Origin of the sequence: Pseudomonas sp. NPDC096950 (assembly GCF_044762525.1) — a bacterium.
Classification (GTDB): Bacteria; Pseudomonadota; Gammaproteobacteria; order Pseudomonadales; family Pseudomonadaceae; genus Aquipseudomonas.
Genome location: NZ_JBIWEL010000011.1, coordinates 140,392 through 155,990, shown reverse-complemented (window position 1 = coordinate 155,990; position 15,599 = coordinate 140,392). Strand labels below are relative to the sequence as shown.

13 protein-coding genes and 1 pseudogene are annotated in these 15,599 nt (G+C 61.2%); 6 read left to right on the top strand and 8 right to left on the bottom strand.

Annotated features, from left to right (window positions below):
* The first annotated feature begins 34 nt into the window (after positions 1-34).
* Positions 35-2,368, top strand: coding sequence for a TonB-dependent Fe(3+) dicitrate receptor FecA (fecA, locus tag ACIQY3_RS18430; RefSeq protein ID WP_403021927.1), 2,334 nt, complete (start codon positions 35-37; stop codon positions 2,366-2,368).
* Positions 2,369-2,482: 114 nt separating this feature from the next.
* On the opposite strand, the gene ACIQY3_RS18425 is transcribed toward fecA, so the two are convergent.
* Both ACIQY3_RS18425 and ACIQY3_RS18420 read right to left on the bottom strand, forming a co-directional pair.
* Positions 2,483-2,893 carry an HPF/RaiA family ribosome-associated protein gene (locus ACIQY3_RS18425; protein WP_149418217.1) on the bottom strand — a complete coding sequence of 137 codons (411 nt, stop codon included), beginning with the start codon at positions 2,891-2,893 and terminating at the stop codon, positions 2,483-2,485.
* Positions 2,894-3,106: 213 nt separating this feature from the next.
* Positions 3,107-4,054 (bottom strand): LysR substrate-binding domain-containing protein, encoded by a 948-nt coding sequence (locus ACIQY3_RS18420; protein WP_054049783.1) that lies wholly within the window; start codon positions 4,052-4,054, stop codon positions 3,107-3,109.
* Between the two features lie 135 nt (positions 4,055-4,189).
* Here ACIQY3_RS18420 and ACIQY3_RS18415 point away from each other — a divergent pair, with 135 nt between their 5' ends.
* The 3 genes from ACIQY3_RS18415 (at position 4,190) to ACIQY3_RS18405 (ending at position 7,460) form a co-directional block, all read left to right on the top strand.
* Entirely contained in the window at positions 4,190-5,566 is a 1,377-nt protein-coding gene (locus ACIQY3_RS18415; RefSeq protein ID WP_403021924.1) for an L-serine ammonia-lyase, read from the top strand.
* A gap of 63 nt (positions 5,567-5,629) precedes the next feature.
* Positions 5,630-6,931 carry a serine/threonine transporter gene (locus ACIQY3_RS18410; protein WP_403021922.1) on the top strand — a complete coding sequence of 434 codons (1,302 nt, stop codon included), beginning with the start codon at positions 5,630-5,632 and terminating at the stop codon, positions 6,929-6,931.
* 211 nt (positions 6,932-7,142) lie between these two features.
* A complete protein-coding gene (locus ACIQY3_RS18405) occupies positions 7,143-7,460 on the top strand; it encodes a DUF3509 domain-containing protein (protein WP_403021920.1) in 318 nt (105 codons plus the stop codon).
* On the opposite strand, the gene ACIQY3_RS18400 is transcribed toward ACIQY3_RS18405, so the two are convergent.
* Positions 7,457-7,957: a phosphate-starvation-inducible protein PsiE gene (locus ACIQY3_RS18400; RefSeq protein WP_123405399.1), complete on the bottom strand. Its 501-nt coding sequence runs from the start codon at positions 7,955-7,957 to the stop codon at positions 7,457-7,459. The genes ACIQY3_RS18405 and ACIQY3_RS18400 overlap by 4 nt on opposite strands.
* Before the next feature lie 357 nt (positions 7,958-8,314).
* On the opposite strand from ACIQY3_RS18400, the pseudogene ACIQY3_RS18395 reads away from it, so the two are divergent.
* Positions 8,315-8,569: pseudogene (locus ACIQY3_RS18395) on the top strand (YebG family protein); the annotation flags it as partial.
* A gap of 159 nt (positions 8,570-8,728) precedes the next feature.
* Here ACIQY3_RS18395 and ACIQY3_RS18390 read toward each other — a convergent pair.
* Positions 8,729-9,748 (bottom strand): Glu/Leu/Phe/Val dehydrogenase dimerization domain-containing protein, encoded by a 1,020-nt coding sequence (locus ACIQY3_RS18390; protein ID WP_054049794.1) that lies wholly within the window; start codon positions 9,746-9,748, stop codon positions 8,729-8,731.
* A 183-nt stretch (positions 9,749-9,931) separates the two neighbouring features.
* On the opposite strand from ACIQY3_RS18390, the gene ACIQY3_RS18385 reads away from it, so the two are divergent.
* Positions 9,932-10,735, top strand: a complete 804-nt coding sequence (locus tag ACIQY3_RS18385) for a SirB1 family protein (protein WP_163908493.1) — start codon at positions 9,932-9,934, stop codon at positions 10,733-10,735.
* Between the two features lie 44 nt (positions 10,736-10,779).
* On the opposite strand, the gene ACIQY3_RS18380 is transcribed toward ACIQY3_RS18385, so the two are convergent.
* The 4 genes from ACIQY3_RS18380 to hmgA form a co-directional block, all read right to left on the bottom strand.
* Positions 10,780-12,165 carry an MFS transporter gene (locus tag ACIQY3_RS18380; protein WP_403021917.1) on the bottom strand — a complete coding sequence of 462 codons (1,386 nt, stop codon included), beginning with the start codon at positions 12,163-12,165 and terminating at the stop codon, positions 10,780-10,782.
* 158 nt (positions 12,166-12,323) lie between these two features.
* Complete coding sequence (gene maiA / locus ACIQY3_RS18375; protein ID WP_403021915.1) at positions 12,324-12,959, bottom strand: maleylacetoacetate isomerase; 636 nt, start codon at positions 12,957-12,959, stop codon at positions 12,324-12,326.
* 12 nt (positions 12,960-12,971) lie between these two features.
* Positions 12,972-14,276: a fumarylacetoacetase gene (fahA, locus tag ACIQY3_RS18370; RefSeq protein WP_403021913.1), complete on the bottom strand. Its 1,305-nt coding sequence runs from the start codon at positions 14,274-14,276 to the stop codon at positions 12,972-12,974.
* Between the two features lie 3 nt (positions 14,277-14,279).
* Entirely contained in the window at positions 14,280-15,584 is a 1,305-nt protein-coding gene (gene hmgA, locus ACIQY3_RS18365; RefSeq protein WP_403021911.1) for a homogentisate 1,2-dioxygenase, read from the bottom strand.
* Positions 15,585-15,599: the final 15 nt, after the last annotated feature.

The window sequence follows — 15,599 nt, the reverse complement described above, 5'->3', positions numbered from 1 at the left end:
CCCCCTTGATTCCCCCTTCTCAGGATCGTCGTCCATGCAACTCACCCGCCTCACCCCGCTGGCCCGCACCGTGCGCCAACTCTTGCTGGGCGCCAGCCTGAGCTTCGCTGCCGTCTCGCTGAGCCAGGCCGCCGACGCCAAGCCGTACCACATCGCCCCCACTTCCCTGGAAAACGCCCTCAACCAGTTCGGCCGTGAAGCCGGGGTGCTGATTTCCTTTGGCTCGCAAGTCACCAGCGGCGTGAAAAGCCGTGGCCTGGAGGGCAACTACACGACAGAACAGGGTTTGAACGCGTTGCTCGAAGGCACCGGCCTGCAAGCCCGATCCGAGGGCAACAACGCATTCAGCCTCCACCCGGCGGGCGACACCGCGCTGGAGCTGGGTACGTCGACGGTGGTCGGCGACTGGCTGGGGGATGCGGCGCAGATCAACGTGTTCGAACACCCCGGCGCCCGGGACGTGATTCGCCGCGAAGAGTTCGAACGCCAAGGCGCGACCCAGGCCAAGGACGTGCTCAACCGCATCCCCGGCGTCAACGCCCCGGACAACAACGGCACCGGCAGCCATGACATGGCGCTGAACTTCGGCATTCGTGGCCTCAACCCGCGTCTGGCCTCGCGCTCCACGGTGTTGATGGACGGCATCCCGGTGCCGTTCGCGCCGTACGGTCAGCCGCAGTTGTCGTTCGCGCCGGTCAGCATGGGCAACATGGACGCGGTGGACGTGGTGCGCGGCGGCGGTGCCGTGCGTTACGGGCCGCAGAACGTCGGCGGCGTGGTCAACTTCGTGACCCGGGCGATTCCCGACGCGCCAACGGTCAAGGGCGGTTTCCAGACGGAAACCAGCCCGTCCTCCAGCCACGACGGCTTCAAGACCACTGGTAACCTGCTGGCCGGCGGCACTGCCGATAACGGCTTGGGCGGCGCGCTGCTGTATTCCGGTACTCGCGGTGGCGACTGGCGCGAGCACAGCGATACCGAAATCGACGACCTGATCCTCAAGGGCAAATACCAGCTCGACGAGGCCAACAGTTTCAACGCCATGGCCCAGTATTACGAAGGCAAGGCCGACATGCCCGGCGGCCTGAACGTCGCTGATTACAATGCCGATCCGTACCAGTCCACGCGCCCGAAAGATCAGTTCTGGGGCCGCCGCACGATGTTCAATTTCGGCTATCGCTATCAGGAAGATCGCCGCGAATTCACCGCCAACACCTTCTTCACCAAAACCCTGCGCAGCGGTTATCTGGACCAGGGCACGTTCCTGTCGTTGTCGCCTCGCGAGTATTGGGTGCGAGGGCTGGAAACCCGCTTCGCACAGGGCTTCGACCTCGGCCCGACCAGCCATGAAGTCGGCGTCGGCTATCGCTACATCAACGAGGCCGGCCACGAACTGCGCTACCGCACGCCGATTGCCAGCAATGAACTGCCGACCACCAACAGCCGCAATGATCGCGACACCCGTGGCGGCACCGAAGCCAATGCGTTCTTCGTCGATGACCGGATCGACATCGGCAAGTGGACCCTCACGCCGGGCATCCGCTACGAGATGATCGAGTCGCAACAGACCAACAACCTGACCAACGTGAAGTACAAAGGCGACTACAACACCGCGCTGCCGGCGTTGAACGTGCTCTATCACCTGACCGACAACTGGAACCTGTACGCCAACACCGAAGGCTCGTTCGGCAGCGTGCAGTACAGCCAGATGCCTAACCGGGTGACCAGCGGCGAAGTCAAACCGGAGAAGGCCCGTACCTGGGAACTCGGCACCCGTTACGACAACGGTGCGCTCCGGGCGGAAATCGGCGCGTTCCTGATCAACTTCGACAACCAGTACGAAAGCAACCAGACCAACGACTCGGTGATCGCCCGGGGCGAGACGCGGCATCAGGGTATCGAGTCGAGCATCAACTATGCCCTCGATGACTTGAGTCCTGCACTGGCCGGTTTTGATGTCTACGCCACTTACGCCTATGTGGACGCGACCATCCGTGAAGACGGGCCGAACAAGGGCAATCGTGTGCCGTTCTCCTCGAAACACAAAGGCACGCTTGGCGTCGGGTATACCGAAGGGGCGTGGAAGCTGAACCTGGACAGCAGCTATCAGAGCGACCAGTTTGCCGACAACGCCAACACCTCGAAGGAAAGCGCCGATGGCAGCACCGGGCGAATTCCGGGCTACATGCTGTTCAGCAGCCGTGCGGCATATGACTTCGGGCCGAAGTTGTCGGATTTGAACGTAGCGGTGGGGGTGAAGAACATCTTCAACCACCAGTACTTCACCCGCTCGTTCGATGACAACAACAAGGGCAAGTACGTGGGGGAACCTCGGACGGTTTATGTGCAGACGTCGGTGGCGTTCTGACCTACCGCTGATCGTTCCCACGCTCCGCGTGGGAACGATCAGTGCGCACAAACAAAAACGGGCCTGCATAAGCAGACCCGTTTGTCAGTGGAAAGGTAAAAAGTGAATCAGGCCTCAGCCGTTTTGCGCAGCCTGTTCGTTCTCGAGAAATTCTTCTTCCAGCAGCACGTCAGCATGTGCGCCCCGTTCAAATGGGACTACAGCGGCACGTGGTTTGCCCCGCAGTTTGCCGAACAGATGGTCCAGTGCATGTTCCAGTTTGGTGGCCGCCCCGTCGATCGCTTGTTCAAGGGTATCGGCTTTATGGGTCACAGAAATTGGTTGATGGCCTTTAGGCCGCGCTTCCAGCTGGCAGCGCATGTCATGCGGTCCGGGCTTGTCGCCATTTTCGTCCCGCAGGTGAACCTCGACGCGGGTCAGGTCCTCTTCGTAACGTTCGAGCGTGCTCTCAATGGTAGTACGTACCCACTCCTCCAGTCGGATGCTGCTTTGAATATGGTTATCACTGTTGACTTGGATTTGCATAGTTCATCCCTTATTTCAGCTAGCTCGCGAGAGGCCGGTCGGCTGGCCCTTGGGCGTCATCACCGTGACCTCTTACTTACACAATCGGTCTGTGCGCAGAACATTTCAACCCCTAAAAAAAGATAAATATGGATTCGCAAAAAAAGCCGGACAACGGCCAAAAGCACTGTTAAGGTCGGGAGTTGGGTCGCAACGCTTCTTTGTCACAATTCCTCACATCTGCTGCTCCGCCAGTGGATGCAGACTCCGAAAAATCCCCGCCTCTTCCACCAGCCAGTCATGCACCGCACGCACGCCCGGATGGCTCAGCGCACCCGGCGCATACAGCAGCACGTAGCGTTTGTGGTTCGGCACCGCCAAGCCAAACGGCACGATCAACGTCCCCCGCTCCAACTCATCGTTCAGCAAGGTTCGCCGCGCAATCGCCACGCCCATGCCGGCAATCGCCGCTTCGATGGTCAGGTGATTGCGATTGAAGGTGTGCCCGCGCCGTACGTCGGCGCCTTCGAAGCCGATGGCGTTGAGGTAGAACTCCCATTCCGCGTACTCGTAACTGCCGCGCCAGGCGGTGATGTCGTGCAGCAACGGAAAGTGCACCAGGTCCGCCGGGCCGTGCAGCGGCGGGCGGCCGCGTAACAGGCTCGGGGCACACACCGGGAAGATCTGCTCGTCGAGCAAGGCTGTGGATAACAATCCGGGGTAACTGCCGTCGTTCAGGTCGATGGCCAGGTCGAAGTCGCCCTCGTGCAGCGGCACGCTGCTGTCTTCGGCCACCAGGCGCAGTTGAATGTCCGGGAATCGTTGCTGCAAACGCGGCAGGCGCGGGGTCAGCCACTTGCTCAGGAACGACGGAATCGAGCGCAAACGCAAAATCCCGCTGATCATTCCGGCGTCCAGTCGTCGCAATTCGGCGTCGATGCTGCCGTAAGCCTCGTTGACGGTGATGGCCAGTCGCTGGCCCTCGGCGCTCAATTCCACGCCCCGCGCGCGCCGATGAAACAGGCGAAAGCCCAGGCGCTCCTCCAGCTGTCGGATTTGTTGGCTGACCGCACCCGGCGTGATGTGCAGTTCTTCGGCGCAACGGGTGAACGACAAGTGCCGCGCGGCACAGGAAAACACGTGCAACCAGACGTAGGTCTGGGCGTGCAATTGACGACTCATCGTTTAGTCCTGCTAAAGGCTGTCTTAGGAAGTTTCGTTGGTCACGTAGGACCGAGGTGGGCAGTATCGCCGACATTGCGCTTGTCCTACAAAAATGGCAGCGATTTCTCTTCCATTGCTTGTATAGGCTTTAGCATGGCTATCAGTGTTTTCGATCTCTTCAAAGTTGGCATCGGTCCGTCCAGCTCCCACACCGTGGGCCCGATGCGCGCCGCCGCGACCTTTGCCCAGGCCTTGATTGACCAGCAATTGCTGGCCGACATACGGCGGGTGGAAATCCGACTTTATGGCTCCCTGTCGGCCACCGGCGTCGGTCATGCCACCGATCGCGCTTGCGTGATGGGCCTGATGGGCGAGTGGCCGGACAGCATCGATCCGAGCTCCATCGACAGTCGAATCCAGACGCTGCGCGAAACCGGTGAACTGTCCCTGGCTGGTAAAACGACCATCGCCTTCAACTGGCAACGGGATCTCCTACTTCTCGACGAGAGCCTGCCCTACCACCCCAATGCGATGTCCCTGACAGCCTTTGGCGAAACCGGTGAGTTGTGGGAGCAAACGTACTACTCGGTCGGCGGCGGTTTCATCATTGAGGCGGCCGAAGCCGAGTCCGGCATCGCGCCGACCAGCGACGTGGTACTGCCCTACGATTTCTCCAGCGCCGCCGAGTTGCTCAAGCTGTGCAACCAGCATGGCCTGCGGGTTTCCGAGCTGATGATGGAAAACGAACGGGCCTGGCGCAGCGACGCTGAGATCCGCCACGGCCTGCTGCATATCTGGTCGGTGATGCGCGAATGCGTCGAGCAAGGCCTGCTGCATGAAGGCATCCTCCCCGGCGGTCTGAATGTTCCGCGTCGCGCGGCGAAATTGCACCGCAGCCTGTTGGAAATCGGCAAACCAAATGTCATCACTTCGACGCTGTCGGCGATGGAATGGGTGAACCTGTTCGCCCTCGCCGTAAACGAAGAAAACGCGGCGGGCGGACGGATGGTCACCGCGCCAACCAACGGCGCGGCGGGGATCATTCCGGCAGTGCTGCACTACTACATGAAATTCAACCCGGACGCGTCGGACGATGACGTGGTCGCGTTCTTTCTGGGCGCTGCGGCCGTGGGCATTCTGTGCAAGAAAAACGCCTCGATCTCCGGCGCCGAAGTGGGCTGCCAGGGCGAAGTCGGCTCGGCCTGCGCCATGGCCGCTGCGGGTTTGGCCGACGTGCTTGGCGCCACCCCTGAGCAACTGGAAAACGCCGCCGAAATCGGCCTGGAACACAACCTCGGTCTGACCTGCGATCCGGTCGGCGGCCTGGTGCAAGTGCCGTGCATCGAGCGCAATGCCATCGCGGCCGTGAAGGCGATCAACGCCACGCAAATGGCCCTGCGCGGCGACGGCAAGCACTTCATCTCCCTGGACCGGGTGATCCGCACCATGCGCGATACCGGCGCCGACATGCACGACAAATACAAAGAGACTTCACGGGGCGGCCTGGCGGTGAGCTGGGTGGAGTGCTGAGGCGCACTCCCGACCGTCCGTAACACGTGAGCCCGAGCAAGAACAATAACGAGGCCCAAAACGATGACCGATGTACGTACACCTGCTGCCGATAATCCCGCTGTAGACCTGACACGCAATAGCGAAATTGCCCACAAAGGCTGGAGTAAATTCGACACCACCTGGATGCTTGGCCTGTACGGCACGGCGATTGGCGCGGGCACGTTGTTCCTGCCGATCAACGCTGGCGTCGGTGGTTTCTGGCCGCTGTTGATCCTCGCGCTGCTGGCGTTCCCGATGACCTTCTTCGCCCACCGTGGCCTGACCCGCTTCGTGCTGTCCGGGCGTTCGGGGGACATCACGGAAGTGGTGGAAGAACATTTCGGCATCGGCGCCGGCAAGCTGATCACGCTGCTGTATTTCTTCGCGATCTTCCCGATTCTGCTGGTGTACAGCGTGGCGCTGACCAACACCCTGAGCAGCTTCATGGAGCACCAGTTGCACATCGCCCCGCCGCCCCGGGCGATTCTGTCGCTGGTGCTGATCCTCGGTTTGATGGCCATCGTGCGCTGCGGTCAGGGCGTGATCGTCAAATGCATGAGCGTACTGGTTTACCCGTTCGTCGCGGCGTTGCTGCTGCTCGGCCTGAGCCTGATCCCGAACTGGAACGGCGCGTTCTTCGCCACCGCCAGCGAAGGCATGCCGCTGCCGTTGTTCTTCAAGACGCTGTGGCTGGCGATCCCGGTGATGGTGTTCTCGTTCAACCATTCGCCGATCATCTCCGCCTTCGCGGTCGAGCAGAAACAGCGCTACGGCGCTCAGGCCGAACGTAAAAGCAGCGGCATCCTCGCCATCGCCCACGGGATGATGGTGGTGACGGTGATGTTCTTCTGCTTCAGCTGCGTGCTCGCGCTGTCACCCGCTGATTTGGCCGCTGCCAAGGCGCAGAACATCTCGATCCTGTCGTACCTGGCCAACCACTTCCAGACCCCGGTCATCGCTTATGCCGCGCCGTTGATTGCGCTGGTGGCGATCACCAAATCGTTCCTCGGTCACTACATCGGCGCCAGCGAAGGCTTTCAGGGCCTGATCGTGAAAAGCCTGCGCGGCCGTGGCCGGGTGATGTCGTCGAGCTGGCTGAACCGCGTAACCGCAGTGTTCATGATCCTCAGCTGCTGGGCCGTGGCCACGTTCAACCCGAGCATCCTCGGCATGATCGAAACCCTCGGCGGGCCGATCATCGCGTGCCTGTTGTTCCTGATGCCGATGTATGCGATCCGCCGCGTACCGGCGTTGCGCCAGTACTCCGGACAAGCCTCGAACGTATTCGTGGTGTTGATCGGCTTGATTGCACTGTCAGCGATCATCTATTCATTCCTGCCCTGAATCGGGCAGATAAAAACACGGCGGGCCAGGGTGCCCGCCGTTTTTTTTGCCGTGATCATTGTCCGACAGTTTTCCCGGCATGGCCCTTGCTATGTCCATTACGCGACACGGACGAAAGCGCATGAACATGGAATGCCGATGGTCTGGTCTTGCGAACCAACCCGATCACGGCCGGTCAACAACTGCACGTTCAATCAGGCGGTGACGCATCATGGACAACCCTTTTCAGCTCATTACCGATGCCTTCGCATCGGATTATCAGATCAACCTGAGCATTCAGGGTCTGGACGGCAGCATCATGCTGACCCTGTCCAACGGCGGCCACGTGGTGGCCAAACGCATGATCAGTGCCGAACAACGAAACGACCCCAAGCGCCTCAAGCGTCTGGTGCAAAGCATTCAATTCGGCATCGCCATCGAACAGGGCCACAGCGCCGTGGCCATCCTCGAAGCCATGACCGACGGCGACAATCGCAACCTGCCGCCGCCACAAGTCAAAGGTCACGCACGGCCAGCCATGCGCCTTTAAAGCTCGCCCTTCTCCACCTCGGGATGTTCACCGGAGCCCGCGCCGATCTTGCGCTGCGGGTTCTCGATCTTCACCGAGGGGAATTGCGACGAGGCGTAACGCACCACCAGAATCGAAAACGCCAGCAGCAGAATCCCGCCGCACAGGTAGATGATGCCGATGTCCGGCGGGTTGTGGTGCGAGACGTTGGAGATCAGCAGCCGCGTCAGCGCGGTGATCGCCACGTAGATCAGGAAGCGCACCGGCATGTGGTTGGTCTTGAAGTAAATCCCGACCATCGCGCCCAATTCCAGGTAGATGAACAACAGCAGGATGTCATCGATCTTGATGTGCCCCGCCTCGATCATCTGCAAGAATTCCATCACCGCCGCCCACGCGGTCACCGCACCGATGGCGAACAGCGCCAGGTAGTGGAAGGTCTCGACGAACAGATTGCCCAGGGACTCGGCCAATTGATGCACGTTCTGCCGCAGGTTCTCGGCCCAGTTGATTTTCACGATGATTCTTCCTTAGCTCGGTTCGAGCGGATGATGCGGGTTGGACGTGACGGTTGTTCTGCATGCAGAAAAAAGGCCAGACGCTGTGAGTTGAGATGATGGCTGGGTGACATGAGGCACGTCGGCGGCGCCTGGACCGACGCCTTCGCGAGCAAGCCCGCTCCCACAGGGTAGGCGCGGTCCTTCTGGGAGCGGGCTTGCTCGCGAATGGGGCGATGCGGTTTAGCTGACAAACGCCAATTTCGGTCTACATTGAAATGCCACTACCCAAAGCGCAGGGATTCGCTTATCCTTTTCGCTGTATATAGATACAGTAGTCGCGAAGACAACTTAATGTGAAGGCATGTGAGGTGGTGAATGGCCGTCGAAGTGGTATACCGCAGCAGCCGAGATCTGGAGCGCTTGTTCATGGATAAAGCCGAAGCTGACCGTCATGACAAAATGCTCGAACTGGCCGAATTGCTGGCTGAAGTGTTGCAAAAAGCCGTGCCGTCCCTGAGCGAGCAGCAAGTGGAAGAAGCCGGTATCTACATGGCGAAGAACCGCGATGTATTCGCCAAGGCGTTCAAGAGTCAGCCGGACGCCTTGTCCGAATTGCTGAGCGCGCCTGCTGAAGTCGTTGAAACAGCAAAACCTGAAGAGGTGGCTGAAGCCGCCGAGCCGGTCAAGCCTGCGAAAGCAGTCAAAGCCGTCAAGTAAGCGATGCCCGAATTGAATAGGCCCTGAGTCGAATGGCTCAGGGCCTTTTTCATGCCAGGTGAAAAGACACCCTCAGCGATACAAAACCTTCTCCGCCAACTCATCCGCCACCCGTGCCGGCGAGCGTTTTTCCGCCTGGGCATGGGCAAAGACTTCGGTCAGCCGCGAGGCGATTTTCGACAGATGCGCCGTAATGGTCGCCAGTTCCTCGCCACGGTGTTTGAGCGAGACATAGATCAGCCCACCGGAATTGATCACGTAATCCGGCGCATACAGGATGCCGCGCCGCTCCAGTTGATCGGCAACGTCCAGGTGCGTCAGTTGATTGTTGGCCGAGCCGGCCACCGCCGAGCAGCGCAGTTGCGTCACGCTGTGGCTGTTGAGCACACCGCCCAGGCCGCACGGCGCGAGAATGTCGCATGGGGTACTGAGTAGCGCGTCGTTGGCAATCGGATGGGCGCCGAGTTGCTCCATGGCCAGTTGCACCTTGCCGTGATCGATGTCGCTGACCAGCAGTTCGGCACCCGCTGCGTGCAGTTGTTCGGCCAGGGCAAAACCGACGTTGCCCAGACCTTGAATGGCCACGCGCAAGCCTTCGAGGTTATCGCTGCCGAGTCGGGCCATGGCGGTGGCCCGAATGCCGGTGAACACGCCCATCGCTGCGTGGGGCGCAGGGTCCCCCGCCGAGGTGGTGCTGGTGACGTGTTGGGTCTGTTGAGCGATGCAGTCCATGTCCGCCACCGAAGTGCCGCTGTCGATCGCGGTGATGTAGCGGCCGTCGAGCTGATTGATGCAACGCCCGAAGGCTTCGAACAGTGCCCCACGGTTTTCCACATGGGCCGGGCGCACGATCACCGCAACGCCACCTCCTTGGGCCAGGCCGGCCAGGGCCGCTTTGTAGCTCATGCCTTGGGCAAGGCGAATGGCGTCCTCGACGGCGGATTCGTCGCTGGGGTAGGCAAGGTAACGACAACCGCCCAAGGCAGGCCCCAGGTGGCTGTTATGAATGGCAATCACTGCCTTCAACCCGGTGACCGGGTCTACGCTAAGGTGTAGCGATTCAAGGCGAGTGCTTTGCATGAGAGCGAACATCGTAGGGCTCCCGAATCACTTCTGGTAGTCGCCAGTATAGGCTTGCGCCTGAAAATTGCTGAAGCGCACCGGAATAAGCAGCGAGCCTTTGAGGGCTTTCGGACATAACCTGCAACCGTCAACGCGCGACACTGGACGAAAGCGTTTGGCAGGGCTAAAACGAGGCATTCCCCGGAGATTTTGATGACCCCGCGCCAACGTTTCTTTGCCTGCCTGCAACGCTCACCGCCCGCGCTGTTCGAGGCGGCGCTGTGGATTGCGGCCGAACACGATGCCGAGATGAATCCCGAGGTCGTACTGGCAGAGTTCACCGAGCTGCAACTGCGAGTCAGTGCCGGCCTGCCGATGCTGCCCGTGAGCGAACTGGCCCAGCCGTTGTTACGGCGCATGAATGACCTGGGGTTCGCCCAGGACGATTTCACCCCGCTGCGTCCGCAAGTGGCCTTGATTCACAAAGTGCTGGAGCGCCGTCGCGGCCAACCGCTGGCCTTGGGACTGATTGCGCTGGAACTGGCCAGAAGGCTGGAGATCCCCATGGTCGGGGTCAACTTCCCCGGGCATTTCCTGCTGCGGGTGCAAGGCGCCGATCACTTGCTGGACCCGTGCGGCGGGCGCCGCTTGTACCCCAACGACTGCCGCGATTTGCTGCAACGCCAATACGGTCCGAACATCAAACTCAGCGCCGAACATTTGCTGACGGCCGATCCGGTGCACATGCTCCAGCGCCTGTCACGCAACCTGCGCCAGTTGCACCTCACCAACGATGACTATATCGGCGCCCTGGTGGACGCCGAGCGCGTGCTGGAACTGGGCAACGGCAGCGCCTCTGATTACCTGGCGCGGGCCAGCCTCTATCAACGACTCGACTGCCCGAACGCCGAGCGCTTCGACCTGGAACATGCGCTGCTGCTCAGCGACGACCCGATCCAGCGGATTCGCCTGACGGAGCGCTTGGGGCACTTGCCACCAAACTCAGTCGTCCACTGATCGCAAAACCCTGTGGGAGCGGGCTTGCTCGCGAAAGCGCCCGTTCAGTCGACATCAATATCGGCTGACACGACGCCTTCGCGAGCAAGCCCGCTCCCACCTTTGTTCGGGGTCGCTTCTAGAGGCGAACGCACCTGAATAATGAACAACGCCGCAATCACCGCCGGAATCGCGCAGAAGAAGAAAATCTGCTGCACCGGAATGTGCATCGCCAGCAGCATGCTGCCAAACAGCGGCCCGAGGATCGAACCGAAACGCCCCACGCCCAGCGCCCAACCGGTGCCAGTGGCGCGCACCTGGGCCGGGTAGAAGTTGCTGGCGAAAGCGTTGAGGGTCAGTTGCCCGCCGATGATGCAGAAGCCCGCGGCAAACACGCTGGCCACCAGATAACGCGGGTTGTCGTGATTGAGGCCCAGCAGAATCGTGCACAGCGCCGCCGCAGCCAGCACACAGGACAGCAGCCGCACTTTGCTTTTGAGGCGGTCGGCAAACCAGGCCATGCAGATCGCGCCGATGGTGCCAGCGAACAGGAACATCGAGGTCGCGAGGTTGGCTTCATTGAGTTTCAAGCCACTTTCCAGCAACAGCGTCGGCAGCCAACTGATCATGAAATACAGCAGGATCAGGCTGACAAAAAACGTTGCCCAGATCAGCAGCGTCGGGCGCGCATAACCGTTGCGAAACAATTCCAGCACCGTCAGTTTGCTGCCCTGTTCCTGCTCGTTTTGTGCGATTGATGCGGCGGGCGGTTGCCAGTCCGGGAGCATCCGCGCGGTAACTTTACGCAGGCGTGCGTAAGGAGGTGCATCGCGCAGCAGACGCGGCAAGGATTCGGGAAGGAACCAGGCCAGAAACGGGAACAGCAGCAAGGGCGTGACACCACCGGCGAGGAACACCGCTTGCCAGCCGAAGCTGTCGATAAACCCCGCCGCGACAAACCCGCCCGCTGCCCCGCCGAAGGAAAACCCGCAGGCCGCCAATGTCACCATCAAGGTGCGCAGGCGGGGTGGCGAATATTCCGACATCAACGCCATCGCGCTGGGCATCGCCCCGCCCATGCCGATCCCGCAAATGAAGCGCGCGGCCATCAGGCTGTTCAGGGAATTGGCGAACACCATCAACACGGTGAGGGTGGCGTAAATCAGCACGCAGCAAAGCAGAATCCGCCGCACGCCGAAGCGATCTGCCAACGGTGTTACAGCAAGGGAACCAAGGGTCAGGCCCAACAGGTTGGCGCTGAACACCGGGCCGAATGCGGCTTTTTCCAGGCCCCAATCCTGGGCCAACGCGGGCACCACATAGCCAAGGACTTGCGCGTCGTAGCCGTCAGTGACGAGCAACAATGCCAGAAGCAACAGGAGCAACCACTGATAACGGGACACAGGACGGGCGTCGAGTGCCGCCCGGAAGCTGGCAATCTGGTTGTGCATCGCGAGGTACCTGTTTTGTTCTTATGGTGTTGATGCCGCCCCGAGTCCTTGTGGGAGCGGGCTTGCTTGCGAAAAGGGAGTGTCAGTCAGCATCTATGCAGCTGACATACCGCATTCGCGAGCAAGCCCGCTCCCACAGTGGGGATTGGTGTGAAGCTTTACGGGGTGTCGGGCTGGTTTGCCGGGTGCGCTTTTATGAACGCCGGGTGCGCTGCGGCCAACGCTGCCACCCGGCGAATCCGCGGATATGCCTCCAGCGGAATGTTGAAACGCTCCGCCGCATACAATTGCGGGATCAGGTAAACATCCGCCAGCCCGGGCTCATCACCAAAGCAATAACCGGCACCCCCGATCAACTGCTCCACCGTCGCCAGGCCCTGGCTGATCCAGTGCCCGATCCATTCCACCACCTGCGGTTCGTCGTGGCCCAACTGGCGCAGTTTGTTGAGCACGCTGACGTTGTGCAGCGGATGCACATCGCAACCAATCACCGCCGCCACACCGCGTTCGTGAGCGCGGGCGGCGAGGTCCTTGGACAGCAGCGGCACCTGTGGATAACGTTCCTCCAGGTACTCGATGATCGCCGGCGACTGGATCAGCAAGTCACCTTCGTCTGTGCGCAGGGCCGGCACCCGGCCTTGCGGATTGATCGCCAGGTACGGCGGCTGGCGGTGTTCGCCACCGGGCGGCGCGATCAGGTTGATCGGCAGGGCCTGGTAATCCAGTCCCTTCAGCGCCAACGCAATGCGCACGCGGTACGACGAGGTCGAGCGGTAGTAGGTATAGAGTTCCATGACCCGCTCCTGTTAACGCGCCGGAACGACTTTGCCACGGCACTCGCCGAAACCGATGGAGGCAAAACCATCGCGGCTGCAACGGGCGCGCAGGATGATTTCGTCGCCATCTTCAAGGAATTTACGCACCTCGCCGGAAGCCAGTTCGATCGGCTTTTTGCCGCCCTCGGTGATTTCCAGCAGGCTGCCAAACTGACCGCTTTCCGGGCCGGACAAGGTGCCCGAACCGAACAGGTCACCGGCCTGCAATTGGCAACCGTTGACACTGTGATGTGCAACCATTTGCGCCACGGTCCAGTACATGTGTTTGGTGTTGCTCAGGGTCAAGCGATGGGCCGGCAGGTTTTGCTCGCGCATGGTTTCGGTGAGCAGCAGCACTTCCAGTTCGATGTCGAAGGCGCCGCCATCCTGATCGCGTTTGTCCGTGAGGTACGGCAGCGGCAGTGGATCGCCTTCGGGACGCGCAGGTTGCGCGCGACGGAACGGCTCCAGCGCTTCGGCCGTCACGACCCACGGCGAGATGCTGGTGATAAAACTTTTCGACAGGAATGGCCCCAGCGGCTGGTATTCCCAGGCCTGGATATCCCGCGCCGACCAGTCATTGAGCAAACAGAAACCGGCGATGTGATTCGCAGCGTCGCCGATGGCGATGGAGTCGCCCATCTCGTTGCCCTGGCCGATCCAGATCCCCAGTTCCAGTTCGTAGTCCAGGCGTGCGCACGGACCGAAGGTAGGCTCGGTCTGACCGGCCGGCAAAGTCTGGCCCTTCGGACGGCGCACGTCGGTGCCGGACGGGCGAATGGTCGAGGCGCGGCCGTGGTAGCCGATCGGCACGTACTTGTAGTTCGGCAGCAACGGGTTGTCCGGGCGGAACAGTTTGCCGACGTTTTGCGCGTGCTCGATGCCGACGTAGAAGTCGGTGTAGTCGTTGATTTTCGCCGGCAGGTGCATCACGCAATTCGCCGCCAGTGGCAGCAGTTTGGCGCCCTGGGCTTCGATCTTGCCGTGCAGGGTGCTGCCTTCGGCGAACAGCTCCAGCAGACGTTCGCGCAAAGCAACACGGGGGTCGCGGCCCAGTTCGAAGAAGGCGTTGAGCTGACCGCCACGGGTCGCTTCCACCGCCGTGCGTGCAGCACCGTCGAACAGACCGGCGTCCAGCGCCGCTTCCAGATCAAAAATATGCTCGCCGATGGCCACGCCACTGCGAGGTGTCGAACCCTTCACGCTGAACACGCCCAACGGCAGGTTCTGCAGCGGGAAATCGGTGTGGCCGTTGGCGGAGGCAACCCAGCTACGAGGGATGGAAGTCTGAGTCATGGGTTATCTCCGGGTCGGGTCGAAAGTGACGGGCAGCGTGGCCCAGCAGGCGTCGTAACTGGATTGCAATTGCGGGCATTCGAGGGCGAACTGGCTCGGGCGCAGCACTTGGCTGGTCTCGAACATGAAGGCCATGGTGTTGTCGATTTTCGCCGGGGCGAGTTCGGCGTTGATCGCCTTGGTGCAGCTCTCGCCGTCGGGACCGTGGGCGCTCATGCAGCTGTGCAACGAAGCACCGCCGGGCACGAAGCCTTCGGCCTTGGCGTCGTATTCGCCCTTGATCAGGCCCATGAATTCGTTCATCAGGTTGCGGTGGAACCAGGGCGGACGGAAGGTTTTCTCGGCCACCATCCAGCGCGGCGGGAAGATCACGAAATCCAGATTCGCCAAGCCGTGGACGCTGGTCGGCGAGGTCAGGACGGTGAAGATCGACGGATCCGGGTGATCGAAACTCACGGTGCCAATGGTGTTGAAACGGCGCAGGTCATATTTGTAGGGCACGTTGTTACCGTGCCAGGCCACCACGTTCAGCGGCGAATGATTGAGCTCGCAGCCCCACAACTGGCCGAGGAATTTCTGCACCAGGGTGGTCGGTTGCTTGAGGTCTTCGTAATGGGCCACCGGGGTCAGGAAGTCCCGTGGGTTGGCCAGGCCGTTGTTGCCGATCGGCCCGAGGTCCGGCAGGCGCAATGGCGCGCCGTGGTTTTCGGCGATGTAGCCGCGGGCTTGGGGGTCGAGCAGTTCGACGCGGAATTTCAGGCCGCGCGGCAGCACGGCGATTTCCAGCGGTTCCAGTTCCAGCACGCCGAGTTCGGTGGCGATACGCAGGCGGCCCATTTCCGGCACCAGCAGCAGTTCGCCGTCGGCATTGAAGAACACGCGTTCCATGGAGCGGTTGGCGCGGTAGCTGTAGATACTGATCCCAGCCGGTTTTTCCGCGCCCGAGTTGGCAGCCATACTCACCAGCCCGTCGATGAAATCGGTGGGCTCGCTCGGGATATCCAGCGGGTTCCAGCGTAGTCGGTTGGGGGTCACTTCACCCAAGGCGCCGCCGGCCAGTTGCCGATCCAGTTTGACGAATGCCGGGTGATTGGCCGATGGTTGGATGCGGTACATCCAGGTGCGCCGCGCTTCGCTGCGGGCCATGGTGAATGCAGTGCCGGAGAACAGTTCGGTGTAGAGGCCGTACGGGACTTTTTGCGGGGAGTTCTGGCCGACGGGCAATGCGCCGGGCAACGCTTCACTGCTGAATTCGTTGCCGAAGCCTGACTGATAAGCCAACGCTGGCGCCGTTGAATCGAGGTTCATGGAGCCTCCTGAACA

What these genes read in the sequence shown, in the direction of transcription:
- ACIQY3_RS18390 (WP_054049794.1), bottom strand. Translation starts at nt 9,748, where the DNA reads ATGTTCGCTCTCATGCAAAGCACTCGCCTTGAATCGCTACACCTTAGC.
- ACIQY3_RS18410 (WP_403021922.1), top strand. Translation starts at nt 5,630, where the DNA reads ATGACCGATGTACGTACACCTGCTGCCGATAATCCCGCTGTAGACCTG.
- maiA (WP_403021915.1), bottom strand. Translation starts at nt 12,959, where the DNA reads ATGGAACTCTATACCTACTACCGCTCGACCTCGTCGTACCGCGTGCGC.
- fahA (WP_403021913.1), bottom strand. Translation starts at nt 14,276, where the DNA reads ATGACTCAGACTTCCATCCCTCGTAGCTGGGTTGCCTCCGCCAACGGC.
- fecA (WP_403021927.1), top strand. Translation starts at nt 35, where the DNA reads ATGCAACTCACCCGCCTCACCCCGCTGGCCCGCACCGTGCGCCAACTC.
- ACIQY3_RS18385 (WP_163908493.1), top strand. Translation starts at nt 9,932, where the DNA reads ATGACCCCGCGCCAACGTTTCTTTGCCTGCCTGCAACGCTCACCGCCC.
- ACIQY3_RS18405 (WP_403021920.1), top strand. Translation starts at nt 7,143, where the DNA reads ATGGACAACCCTTTTCAGCTCATTACCGATGCCTTCGCATCGGATTAT.
- ACIQY3_RS18425 (WP_149418217.1), bottom strand. Translation starts at nt 2,893, where the DNA reads ATGCAAATCCAAGTCAACAGTGATAACCATATTCAAAGCAGCATCCGA.
- hmgA (WP_403021911.1), bottom strand. Translation starts at nt 15,584, where the DNA reads ATGAACCTCGATTCAACGGCGCCAGCGTTGGCTTATCAGTCAGGCTTC.
- ACIQY3_RS18415 (WP_403021924.1), top strand. Translation starts at nt 4,190, where the DNA reads ATGGCTATCAGTGTTTTCGATCTCTTCAAAGTTGGCATCGGTCCGTCC.
- ACIQY3_RS18380 (WP_403021917.1), bottom strand. Translation starts at nt 12,165, where the DNA reads ATGCACAACCAGATTGCCAGCTTCCGGGCGGCACTCGACGCCCGTCCT.
- ACIQY3_RS18420 (WP_054049783.1), bottom strand. Translation starts at nt 4,054, where the DNA reads ATGAGTCGTCAATTGCACGCCCAGACCTACGTCTGGTTGCACGTGTTT.